The sequence below is a fragment of the Anabaena cylindrica UHCC 0172 genome, from assembly GCF_034931625.1.
GTDB classification, from domain to species: Bacteria; Cyanobacteriota; Cyanobacteriia; order Cyanobacteriales; family Nostocaceae; genus Anabaena; species Anabaena cylindrica_A.
Map to the genome: position 1 here is coordinate 18,165 of NZ_JAYGGY010000038.1, position 12,903 is coordinate 31,067.

Consider the following 12,903-nt stretch of genomic DNA (forward strand, 5'->3'; position numbering starts at 1 on the left):
CCCGTTAATTGAGAATATAGCAAATTTTTACCCCGATTTGCAACAACCATATCTTATTGAGAATAATTGGTGATTGGTAATTGGTAATTGGTAATTGGTAAAAATCATCTTCCCCTGCTCCCTGCTCCCTATTCCCTTTACTAAGTTAAAGATTCCAAATAGTCTCGGATCAGATTACGGCGCTTGGGTTGACGGAGCTTTTGCAAAGCCTTGGATTCGATTTGTCGTACTCGTTCCCGCGATAAGTCAAGAGCGCGGCCAATTTCGGCTAATGAGTAAGCATGACCATCAGATAAACCAAACCGCATCAGAATGACATCACGCTCGCGGCTAGTTAAATCATCAAGAAGGTTATGCAAATCTTTTTGTAAAGATTCCCGCATTAACATTTCTTCTGGGGTGACGCTATCAGTTTCTAGCAATTCCCCTAATTCTGTATCTTTATCTTTGCCGACTTTGGTTTCTAAAGAAACAGAACGAGGTACTCGTAATAACACTTCCCGGACTTGGGTAGGTGTCATATCTAATTCGGTTGCTAGGTCTTCTAGGGTAGGAGTGCGACCTTTTTCTTGAGCAATTTTACGTTGCGCCTTTTTAATTTTATTGAGTTTTTCTGTAATATGTACAGGGAGGCGAATTGTGCGACTAGAAGTTGCGATCGCTCTGGTAATTCCCTGACGAATCCACCAATACGCATAAGTACTAAAGCGATAACCCTTTGTGGGGTCAAATTTCTCCACGGCTCGCTCTAAGCCAAGAGTCCCTTCTTGGACTAAATCTAACAATTCCAAACCACGATTTTGATATTTTTTAGCCACAGAAACCACTAAGCGAAGATTCGCTTTAATCATGTGTTCTTTAGCTTGTAGTCCTTGTGACTGAATTTTCTCTAGTTCTATCACTGTCAATTCGGCAATTTCCGCCCAGCGACGTTTACCTTCTGACAAAGTAGGCTTGAGATTCGATAATTCAATACCCGCAGTAGTAGCCCATCTTTCCAACGATGGACGATGTCCTAATTCAGAGGATAAACGCTCTTGAACTTCAATTAATCGTTGATAGGGTACAATCACCTCGTCACCTTGCTTGGCGGCGTTAGCTAGTACTATCCGCAACCGCAAATATCGCTGTACTTTTTGAGCTTCAGAAACTTCTTCATCTCTTCCTAACAACCGCACCCGACCAATTTCTTGCAGGTATAGACGTACTAAATCTGTACTGCGTCGGTTGTTATTAGCAGCTAAATTATGAGGATCAACAGCAGCTATTTCCAAATCTGGCAAATCGTCTAGGGATAAATCGCTGTCATTAACGTTTAAATCAGAGTCTAATGTCGGGCTAGATTTTTGGGAATCGTAGGCTGCATCTGTATAAAAAGATGTTGCTGGCATAAAGTCTTAATTACTCCAGGTAAAAATAAATTACGGTCAGCTAAAATTACGGTCAGCTAATCAACTGTTGCTATTGTTCCCGTAATTCACGATGAACTAACAAAATTGAGATTTATAGTACAATTCTTTGCAAAAGGTTGTACTAGTGCAAAAAAGTAGAAGGCGGAAGGCAGAAGTGAATAAAGCGAGTTGTATCAGCTTTTTGACTTTTTTTAACTGGATAGTTATTTTCGCCATGCCGCACTAGTTAATATGGCATTTTTTAGGAACATTAACCGTTATTTTTATAACAGGGTATAAAGATATTCCTAGTAATTTTGCTGTTTATAAACTACATAGTTATATTTACATGACTATGGTGGTAATTTCCTGACGATTTAATTATTTTTTTAGTGATTTTTTGGTAATTGGTTGCTGTAAATTACGAAATAATGCTGATAGCACCATGTGGCATCAGTCATAACTTATTGGTTATACTCTGGCTTGATGTCCCTTAACATTAGTTCATCTAGGGCTTGTTCAGGTGTAACCTCAGTCTCCAGTAACCGATAAACTTGCTCAGTAATAGGGATAGTAATATGTTGTTGCTGGGATATTTGCATCAAAACTCGACAAGTGTTCACTCCTTCAGCCGTTCCTGGTAAATTAGTAAGAATTTCTGTCAGCGTTTTACCACTAGCCAACTGATAACCCACTTGGTAATTGCGACTTAAGGGACTGTTGCAGGTTGCTAACAAATCCCCTAGACCTGCTAAACCGTAAAATGTTTCCGTCTTTGCACCCAAAACTTTACCAATGCGAACCATTTCTGTCAAGCCGCGAGTGACTAAAGCAGCTTTGGCATTAGTTCCTAGATGTAAACCATCACAGACCCCGGCTGCGATCGCTATTACGTTTTTGAGTGTACCACCCAATTCAACACCCACCGGGTCAGGATTGGTATAAACACGAAAACGACTAGAAGAAAATACCAACTGCACCTTCTGGGCAGCAGCAGTATTCTTGCTGGCTACTACCGTTGCAGCTGGTAATTCCTGTTCAATTTCTTTTGATAAATTAGGCCCAGATAAAACTACTACTGCATGATCAGGAAATTCTGCTTGCCAAATTTGCGACGGTGTGAAGGTAGTTTGCGGGTCTAAACCTTTTGTCGCTGTGACAAAAATTGTCTGGGGAGATAAAAGGGAAGATTTGACTAAGGAAGCTACATCTGTCACCCCCTTCATAGAAATGGCAGACAGTACTATTTCCGCATCTTCTAAAACTGCTGCCAAAGTTTGCGAACCCTGACGTGACCACAAACGCACATAATGACCGTTTACCCGCGCCAAATTTGCCAGGGCTGTTCCCCAAGCACCACCACCTAAAATAACAACAGATTTGGTCATTGGTCATTCATTGGTCATTGGTCATTGGGCATTGGGCATTGGGCATTGGGCATTGGGCATTGGTCAGGAGAAAGATATACTAAAAACGGGTGGCAACTTTACTTTTAAAATCACTAAGAGTATTGATATACAAGGATTTTTGCCCAGGCAAAAGTCTAGTAATTATCCGTTTTGAGTATATCCATATCCTCAGTCATCCTCCCCATCTCCCCCTGCCCCCTGCACCCTGCTCCTCTGCCTCTTCATCGCGGATAGAGTTTCATTAATTCCCTAACTTGTTCTGCATGATATGAGCTTCTTGTCAATGGTGAAGAAACAATTTGAAGAAAACCTAGTTCTTCTCCATAAGCTTTCCACGCTGCAAATTGTTCTGGAGGGATAAAATCAGCTACTTGCAAATGTTTTTGACTGGGTTGGAGGTATTGCCCAATTGTCAAAATATCACAATCTACTGCTCGTAAATCTTGCATAACTTGGCGAACTTCAGCATCAGTTTCACTTAAGCCCACCATAATGCCGGATTTGGTGTATGTGCTGGGAGAAATTTGGCGAGAGCGTTGTAATAATTCCATCGTCCGCTCATAATTACCTTGAGGACGTACTCGACGATACAAGCGTGATATCGTTTCTGTATTATGGTTTAGAACCTCTGGTGCAGCTTGAAGAATGATTTCCAGCGCATTCCAATTACCACATAAATCAGGAATCAGTACTTCAATTGTAGTGTTAGGTGATACGGCACGAACGGCGTTAATACACTGAATAAACTGAGATGCACCACCATCTAGCAAATCATCTCGATTCACAGAAGTGATCACAACATGATTGAGTTGCATTCGTCGCACAGCTTCCGCTAGTCGCGTGGGTTCGGTCGGATCTAGGAGTTGAGGTTTTTTCTCAAAATCAATATCACAATAAGGACAAGCCCTGGTACAAGCTGGCCCCATAATCAAAAATGTGGCAGTACCAGCATTGAAACACTCACCAATATTGGGACAGGACGCTTCTTCACAAACCGTATTGAGCGATAAATCCCGCAAAATTTCTTTAACGTTACCGACGCGCTCCCACTGAGGCGCTTTGACCCGCAACCAGTCTGGTTTTACAGTCACAATCCACTTTTACCACTGAAGTTATACAAATATAATGGTAGCAAGCAAAGACCAGGGTTTGAAAGGAACTGAGGATAAGGGATTGGGAACGGGGTAATTAGCGGAAAATTCGGGAATTTGCTCTGAACCCTCCTGCTATGTCTAAATTGTTATAAGTTAATTTATATTTAAAGTCTAAAAATAATGTTAAAGTTCAGCATATTTGCTTTGGAAAGATGAATTATCTCTCTGTCAACTGGATTGTCAAGAGATTCGGCAAGGTACCGCTACAAACCTTGTTGATAGTGCCATTTGTATTGCAAATCGTGGGAGTTGTTGCACTAGTAGGTTATTTGTCCTACCGCAGCGGAAAAGTGGCAGTAGAAAACTTGGCAGATAAGTTGATGGATCAAACAGCGCAACGGATTAGCGATCGCCTCGATACCTCCCTGCACTCTCAACAACAAGCACTGGCAGTCAATCGCCTCGATACCCAGCTTTTTGCCTCTGCTACTACGTTGTCAGATATCAGTACGTTTTTGAGTCAGTTGAAATTTTCGCCTTCCGGACAAACGTTTATCCTAGAGCATTCTGGCGATTTAGTTGCCACATCCACCTTAGAAATCCCCTTGATCAAGCACGACAAAAAACCACCAATGCCGTTGTCTGCTACCCAGAGTCAGGATGCCAGGACAAAGGCAGTTGCGGTACAACTACAGCAGCAATATGGTGATCTAAAGCAAATTCGAGCTAGTCAACATCTTAAAGTAGCTTTTCAAGGAGAGACGCTGTTTGCTCATATTGATCCTTACGGAGATGAATACAGTCTCGATTGGTTGTTGGTGACAGTCATTCCTGCGTCTGACTTTATGGGAGAAATTCAGGCAAATACCAAGTCCACGATTCTGTTATGTGGGTTGACATTAGTTGCCGTCACTGGCATGGGAATACTTACAGCAGGTTGGATTACTCGACCAATTATTCAGATCAGTCGAGCTAGTCAGGCTTTAGCAGACGGAAAATGGCAGGAACCTTTACCAGACAATGAAGTAATAGCAGAGTTGCAGATTTTGGCAATATCCTTTAATCGGATGGGTGAGCAACTCCAAAAAGCTATTCAAAAATCAGAAGAAAAATTTGCAAAAGTACTTTGTGCTAGCCCCGATCCCATTACTATTATCAATCTTACAGATGGAAGTTATCTGGCTGTAAATGACCAGTTTCTCACCCTCACAGGCTATACCAATGAGGAAGTAATCGGTCATACAATAGATGAACTAAATTTGATAGTTAATTCCCAACAGGCACAAGAAATTTACCATCACTTGCAAACTCAGCAGACAATTCACAATTATGAAATGGAGTGGCGAAGCAAATCAGGAGAAATCAAAACTGGATTGTTATCTTCAGAGTTGATTGAGCTAGAGGATGAGATATTAATGCTTTCAGTTTTCAAAGACATTAGCAATGTCTACAATGAGCTGCGTTTACGCCAAAAAGCTGAAGCAGATTTACGCGAAAGTAATCACTTTATCCAACAAGTTACGGATTATTCCCCACAAATTCTATATATTTTGAACCCAATAACTTGGACTAATTTATATGTCAATCGCCAGTCCATAGAGATTTTAGGCTACACACCTGAAGAGTTTTTGCTAGGGGGTTCTCAGTTTTTATTAGATATTGTGCATCCTGAAGATTTTCCTTTGCTGTCTCGAAATATGGCTCAGTGGCAAATTGCCCACGATGGGGAAATTTTAACTACTGAATATCGGATGCGGCATAAAAATGGTTCTTGGTGTTGGTTGCGATCGCGCGATGTAGTCTTTGCTAGAGATGAAAACAATCAAGTGATCAAAATCTTGGGTACAGCCCAGGATATCAGCGAAAGCAAACAAGTCGAAGCTGCCCTGAAACAAGCCCACAATCAGATTACCTTTCATATTGAAAATACTCCATTAGCAACTATTATCTGGAATAATCAATTTCAAGTTCAAGAGTGGTCAAAACAAGCTGAAAAAATATTTGGTTGGAGCGCAGCAGAAGTATTGAATAAAACTATGCTCGATTGGCAGTTTATTTTTGAGGAAGATTTAGATCAAGTAAAATTTGAAACCGAAAGATTAATAAGTAAAGAAAGTAGTAGTATTTGTAATAATCGCAATTATCGAAAAGACGGTTCTGTAATTCACTGTCAGTGGTTTAACTCAAATCTTTTTGACGAATCTGGTAATCTGGTTTCTATTCTATCTTTTGCCCAAGATGTGAGCGATCGCGTTCAAGCTGAATTAGAACTCCAACAAGCAAAAGAGGCCGCAGAAGCTGCAAACCACGCTAAAAGCGCTTTTTTGGCAAATATGAGCCACGAACTGCGGACTCCTCTCAACGCTATTCTAGGCTTCGCTCAACTCATAAATTGGGACTCTACCCTACTCCCAGAACATCAAGAACAGGTAAAACTCATTTATAACAGTGGAGAGCATTTACTCAAGCTCATTAATGAAGTGCTTGAATTATCCAAAATTGAAGCTGGAATAATGACTTTGGATAAAAAAGAGATTGATTTATTAGAATTGCTTGACTCATTAAACAGTATGTTTAATCAGCAAGTAAGAAATAAAAAATTGCAGTTACACCAAGAAATTTTACCAGGAGTTCCTCAATACATTATTGTTGATGCTCAAAAGTTGCAACAAATATTGATTAATTTGATTGGTAACGCCATTAAGTTTACTCAAAAAGGAAACATTTATCTATCTGTTTCCTTAGCCAATCAACCCACAAAATCCAATCATGAATTGAATAATCTCTCCTACATACAATTCAAGGTTATTGATACCGGAGTCGGCATCGCTCCCCAATATTTAGATATAATTTTTGATGCCTTTACCCAAGCACCAGCCGGTCAGCAGTGTCTCCAGGAAGGAACCGGACTTGGACTCACTATTAGTCGTCGATTAGTGCAATTGATGGGTGGAGAAATTATGCTCAACAGTACGTTAGGACAGGGCAGTACATTTCAGTTCTCGATTCCAGTTCTGGTGGTTACGGGAAGCCATATACAACCTAGAAAACCGACTCAAAGAGTTACAGGACTAGCACCCAACCAACCTAATTATCGAATTTTAGTGGTGGATGACCAGATTTTAAATCGGCTATTTCTGGTAAAACTGCTCGGTAAACTGAAATTGGAGGTGCAAGAAGCGGTAAATGGAGAAGAAGCTATTTCCCTATGGGAACAATGGCAACCCCACCTGATCTTTATGGATATTCGGATGCCGGGATGGGATGGGTATGAAGTGACAAAACAAATTCGAGCTATTGAGCAACCAGATCACTCTACTATCATTATTGCCCTTACGGCTCAAGCTTCTAACGATGATAGCAAGGAGCAAAACCATCACCATCTTGCCCTGGAAGCAGGCTGTAATGACTATATAAGTAAACCCTTTCGAGCCGAAACCCTGTTCAGCAAAATGGCTGAACATTTGGATATATGCTACACCTACGACAATCCAGCATCGCCCCCATTAGTCTTTAAGCAAGCATTAACGGCTGAAGATTTGGCGGTCATGCCTCAAGCTTGGGTAGTCGAACTCCGTCAAGCTTCAGTCTCTTGTGAACAAACAACGGTCGAGCAGTTAATTAAGCAAATTCCCCCTCAACATTCATCTCTGGCTCTCAGTTTAGACCAACTCACCCAAAACTTTGCCTTTGAACAGATTATAAAACTGGCACAAACCTATCTTTGTGGACAGAACCTCTGAGCAGAGATAAGTTTTGTATTGTAGGGAGCAAGATATTTTTATTATTTAGTGATTTCTGTGATATTATGGCTTAATAATTGGAATTTTTATGCCGGGATGTGGCGCAGCTTGGTAGCGCACTTCGTTCGGGACGAAGGGGCCGCTGGTTCGAATCCAGTCATCCCGATTTTTGTCACTTGCCAAATTATTTGACCGCGTTGACAAATTACCTAGTCATCAAGGTGTATTGGCATTGAAAGCTATTACAATGATAGCTTTTTTATTCCTATTGTTTTAAGTCAGGGAAAATCCCGAACGAAGTGCGCCTTTCAATCCACCTAAATGTTTTTTGTATTTTTGCACCAACGCATTTCAACCCGCCCCACTCCGGGAGGGGTGTTGAAACATGTTTCTCGTAAATCACTGACAGGGCAATTTTTCATTTCAACCCGCCCCACTCCGGCTATCCATTACCCACATCTTTCTTAACATAAGGTTTGACAAAAGTCAGGAATCGTGTATTCTCTATGCCAATAACCAGAGTCAAACCAAGGTCAGTCAATGGAAGAGTGGATCACAGCAGAACTAGAAAGAACCGAATTAGGGGACACTAGAAGAACAAAAAGGTTGATGAAAATAGTCTCAAACTTAAGTGCAAAACCAGAAGCCAGTGTACCTCAAGCTAGTGAAACATGGTCAGAAACCAAAGCCACTTACGACTTCTGGGATTCACCCTACATCAAACCATCCATGATTAGACAAGGACATCGAGATGCGACAGTAGAGCGAATTGCCCAGCATGAAGTAGTATTGGCAATACAAGATACAACAGAACTAAACTACACTAGTCATAAAGCCCTATCAGGAACAGGATATCTAGACAACAAATATGTCCAAGGATTAAAAGTCCACTCGGTGTTAACAGTCAGCACACAGGGAATACCATTAGGCATCATTGAGCAACAAGTGTGGTCAAGGAAAGAAGAAGAACTGGGAAAGGCAGAACAAAGAAAACAAAAACCAACCGCCCAAAAAGAAAGTCAAAGATGGCTTGATGCCTTAATCACAACCGAGTCAATCATTCCTTCTTCAGTACAAGTAGTGACAATTGCCGACAGAGAAGCCGATTTTTATGACTTATTTGCTTGTCCTTGTCGTCAAGGCTCAGATTTTTTGATTCGCGCCACTCAAAATCGCTGTTTGGTTGATTGTGAGCAGCGTTTATGGGAAACCTTAGAGTCTGTTGAATCTCAAGGAACAATGACAGTGGAGGTAAAACGCAATCCCACTCGACCTTCGAGAATAGCTACACTCACAATTCGTTATGCCACGATTACCATCGAACCACCGCAAAATCGAGCCAAAAAAGAACAATTAACGCCAATTACATTACAGGCAATTTTAGTCAACGAAGAAGATATAAAACCTGGTTTTGAGCCAATTAGTTGGTTACTTCTGACCACATTAGACATCTCCAATATTGAAGATGCCAAGAAGTATGTGCAATGGTATTGTTATCGCTGGTTAATTGAACGTTATCATTATGTCTTAAAAAGTGGTTGTGGTATCTAGAAATTACAACTAGAAACGGCACAAAGATTAGAGATGGCTTTGGCTACTTACAGTATCGTTGCTTGGCGTTTGTTGTGGCTAACTTATTTCGCTCGTTGTTCACCAGATGCCAGTTGTGAAGAAGTTTTAGAAACTCATGAGTGGCAAATTCTTTATGCCACCATACATCACCAACTTTATCCTCATGCAGCACCACCGACCCTGGCTGAAGTTGTCGATTGGATTGCTAGATTAGGTGGGTTTTTGGGTCGAAAAGGTGATGGTTCTCCTGGGGTGAAAGTTCTCTGGCGTGGATTGAACCGATTGCACGATCTTGTTCAAGGTTGGCTTGTTTGTCAGTCTCTTGTTATTAATTAATAATCCCATTATCCTCCTCATTTATTTCGATTTTTATCAAACATTAATTCTAGGAAATAAGGCTTTTTGAAGCTCTATTTGTTCTCTTGCTCCTCCATTAGAGTCATACAGTTTCACTAAAATATTGATACAAATATGTGCTATCCAGTAGAGGTAAAGCGCAAACCTCTTGTATCGTGATGGAGAGAAAGGAGTAAAATCTACGAACAATTTATGTATCAATGTTTTAGTAAATTGGTATCACTGCTGATTTGTTTGTCTCCATACTCCATTACACAATTCCTGGCTTTTGTCAAACCTTATGTTAAGAAAGATGTGGGTAATGGATAGGGAGATCGCAATAATTTCTTTTGCTAGTAATCTATCTATATACTCTCCCAACTCTGAATCGCCAAATTGATTTGGTGCTGACATCCTTTGAGCGATATGGCGTTGGTGGGATAATAGGTGTTTTTGTTGTCGCTGTCTGTTGAGTAGTTTGTAATTTTCACCAAGTAGTTGTTTGATGTTGCGATATGTCAAAACTTTTCCCGTTGTACCATCTACAACTGCAATTGTGGCAGGGTCTTCTAAACCCAAACTTACACCAACTAGAATATGAGATTGTCCTTTATATAAAGGCTGAGTTGGACGAGGGAAGGGGTTATTAATTCTGGCTAGAGAGGAATTTTTACGTTTGAGATGCGCCTGTTGTTTATCATTTAGATCCCCTTTAGCTTTTGTCTGGGTGATGGTTTTGGCAATTTCTTCGGCTTTTTCTTCTTTGACTAAATTTGTTCCTTCTTCTGTCCATAGACGAGTATCGACACAACAATAAAGGGTTAAATGGTGAATATTCCAGGGTTCTCCTTTTCCTTCTTCTTCCTGCCAAGAGATATGACCACTACGCAGGGTAAACAAAGCACTAGAATGTTGATTTTTACTATTTTTTTTAATTTGTTGATCTTCTAGGAAACGTTGAAACCAGTGAAGTTGGCGAGAATCACAATAAATTTGAAAAGTATGCTCACTTAAACCACTGAATTTCACACAGATGCGCCCAAATTGATTTTTAAACCAAACTAAATCTTCGTTGGTTTCGTAAGCGACTGGAAACGGCACTTGACTGGATTTTCTTAACAGAATGTTTTGCCAGAATTTCGCCTCTGTTTCATTTTCAGGAACGGTCTGAGTGGCATTAAAAAGAGTTTCTAATCTTATGGTGTCGGTTAAATCTCGTCCTTTGGGAATTCGAGCGGCTAATTTTTCTGTGAGACGTTGAATTTGGATTTCTATTTTGCGGCGACGTTGAGCGAATTTATCGGTGTTTTCTGCTTTATTGCTAATTTTACAGCCATTTTTGAGTAAATAACTAATGGCACAACGAGTTAAATTATCTTCTGTATTACTGTAAGTGTCGAATAAGTTTTTTGATAAATTGCGTTCGCGTAGCGTGCGCTCCGCGCAATCGCTATCTGAAGTTGGAGATTTTTTCCCTTTTTTAGTCTTTTTACCTTTAGTTGGTTGAGTTTCAGCAGGATTTTGGGGAGCAAATTGAGCCAAGATTTCGGCAGATTTAGTCTGAAGTATATCCAAGGAGACTCCACTGGCTGCTACTAATTCAGTATCACTATTGAGCATTTCTAACCAGCGCAGTTTGCCGTCTAGTTGGGACTGAAACCGCTTCATTAAGGCAAACCAGGATTTATAAATATAGTTTACTGATGCTGTAGCACTGGTGTAAAACCGTGCAGGTTGCCCCATGAAGCGCGGATCACTTTTCAAAGGTTCGCACAGTTCTTTAACAATACCTGTGGGATGTTTACCTTTTTGTCGCCATGTCTCAAATTCTGAATGTTGAGCAACCTGTATCAATAGTTCGTTAATCAGTGGCGTGTTTTTCTCTGCCATCAGTTGCCATAGCTGCTGACGGGTAGTTTCACTGGCTACTAAACGACACTGAATGGTAATTTGGCTCATACCTTATAACATAATTGTTTGATACTAACATATATGTATTATAGCTGCTTTCTGTAAAATGTTTTTATGCAAGAAACATTTTTCACAACTAAGGAAGCGGCTCAAATTACAGGTTGTACTCTCCGCCAGATCCAGTATTGGCGAGAGAAGGGAATTGTTGTACCTGTCATTAGTGATACGGGAACGGGACGCAGTATTTATTACTCCAGGTCTAATTTGGTGGAGTTGGCAGCTTTGGTATATTGGCTGTCTACGGGGATAAGTTTTGATATTGCCTGTGAAACGCTGAAACAACTGAAGGAACAAGAACCGGAGTTGTTTATTTCTGGTCAGGGGAGGCGGTTTATGTTGTTGTTATCACAGGATGATTCACTTTCTTTGGTAGAGTTTGACAGGAAAAGAGCGATCGCATTTTTGGATGAAGGTAAAGCTGTGATTCCGGTGTGGTTAGATGTTATTTATCAAGAGTTAGCAAGTAAGTTACCAAGATAGCGATCGCATCACTAGATGAAGGTAAATCTGTGATTCCGGTGTGGTTAGATGTTATTTATCAGAAGTTGCGCCAGAAACTGAGAAGAAGTTAACTCTTGGATACTGAATGAAATTTTCTGCCAAGCTTTACTAGATTGGCTATGGTCAGGCAAGTTAACAGATTATGAAGGGCAGGGTAGTCGCAGAACTAAAAAGAATAAGATATTATTAGATTAGGCTGAAAATTACAGTAAGCTACTGCAAAATTTATGATTCTTCATGTTGATTATGTAGTTTACTAAAAGTGTGAGGTTATGCAGCAAAAACGTTAAATGATATTAAATAAAATATGATACGCTATCAATACCGTAACCCACCTATAGAAGAAGCAGTCTGTGAGTTTCGCTTTGCCCCTGGTCTGGCGTGGAATCTTACAGTACCTAGTTTATTTTATGAAAAAATTAGAGATGCTTACCCAGGTGAACCTCAACAGCAGAATTTAATACAGGCTGAATTCCAGATTGGACAAATGCCTGCAAATCCTGAATTTGCATTTAGACAGAATATGTCTAAGCTCTTGTTTCAGTCTGCTGATACTAAAAAACTAGTTGGGGTAGGACCTGATACACTCAGTATCCATAGCCTTCGCCCTTATGAGGGATGGGAACATTTTAAGCAGAGAATTGATAACGCATTTCATAACTATTTAGACGTTGCTAAACCTATTGGAGTGACGCGGATTGCGCTTCGCTACATAAATAAAATAGCTGTAGTCAAGCATGAGATTGAGCTTAGTGAATACTTCACTGTATATCCTCAGTTACCAGATGGTGTGCCAACCATAATCTCAGGCTTTTTAACTCGAACTGAGTCAATAGACATCTCCGAAAACTGTCAAACTCCTACTATGAATACTTTTTGGAAAGCG

7 protein-coding genes, 1 tRNA gene and 1 pseudogene are annotated in these 12,903 nt (G+C 40.4%); 5 read left to right on the plus strand and 4 right to left on the minus strand.

Annotated features, from left to right (window positions below):
* Positions 1-140 precede the first annotated feature (140 nt).
* From sigC to lipA, 3 genes are all read right to left on the minus strand, one after another.
* Entirely contained in the window at positions 141-1,391 is a 1,251-nt protein-coding gene (gene sigC / locus VB713_RS11290) for an RNA polymerase sigma factor SigC (RefSeq protein ID WP_323311650.1), read from the minus strand.
* Between the two features lie 464 nt (positions 1,392-1,855).
* Positions 1,856-2,779 (minus strand): NAD(P)H-dependent glycerol-3-phosphate dehydrogenase, encoded by a 924-nt coding sequence (locus VB713_RS11295; RefSeq protein WP_323311651.1) that lies wholly within the window; start codon positions 2,777-2,779, stop codon positions 1,856-1,858.
* A gap of 242 nt (positions 2,780-3,021) precedes the next feature.
* Positions 3,022-3,891, minus strand: a complete 870-nt coding sequence (gene lipA, locus VB713_RS11300) for a lipoyl synthase (RefSeq protein ID WP_323311652.1) — start codon at positions 3,889-3,891, stop codon at positions 3,022-3,024.
* Positions 3,892-4,106: 215 nt separating this feature from the next.
* Between lipA and VB713_RS11305 the strand changes: the two genes are divergently transcribed.
* The 3 genes and pseudogenes from VB713_RS11305 (at position 4,107) to VB713_RS11315 (ending at position 9,545) form a co-directional block, all read left to right on the plus strand.
* Positions 4,107-7,637 carry a PAS domain S-box protein gene (locus VB713_RS11305; RefSeq protein WP_323311653.1) on the plus strand — a complete coding sequence of 1,177 codons (3,531 nt, stop codon included), beginning with the start codon at positions 4,107-4,109 and terminating at the stop codon, positions 7,635-7,637.
* A 92-nt stretch (positions 7,638-7,729) separates the two neighbouring features.
* A tRNA-Pro gene (locus VB713_RS11310) sits at positions 7,730-7,803 on the plus strand.
* 374 nt (positions 7,804-8,177) lie between these two features.
* A pseudogene (locus tag VB713_RS11315) lies at positions 8,178-9,545 on the plus strand (IS4 family transposase).
* Between the two features lie 240 nt (positions 9,546-9,785).
* Here the strand turns inward: VB713_RS11315 and cas12k are convergent.
* Positions 9,786-11,504 (minus strand): type V CRISPR-associated protein Cas12k, encoded by a 1,719-nt coding sequence (gene cas12k / locus VB713_RS11320; protein WP_323311654.1) that lies wholly within the window; start codon positions 11,502-11,504, stop codon positions 9,786-9,788.
* 66 nt (positions 11,505-11,570) lie between these two features.
* Between cas12k and VB713_RS11325 the strand changes: the two genes are divergently transcribed.
* Positions 11,571-11,996 (plus strand): MerR family transcriptional regulator, encoded by a 426-nt coding sequence (locus tag VB713_RS11325; protein ID WP_323311655.1) that lies wholly within the window; start codon positions 11,571-11,573, stop codon positions 11,994-11,996.
* 328 nt (positions 11,997-12,324) lie between these two features.
* Positions 12,325-12,903: TIGR04255 family protein (locus VB713_RS11330; protein WP_323311656.1), on the plus strand; the 579-nt coding region annotated here is incomplete at its 3' end.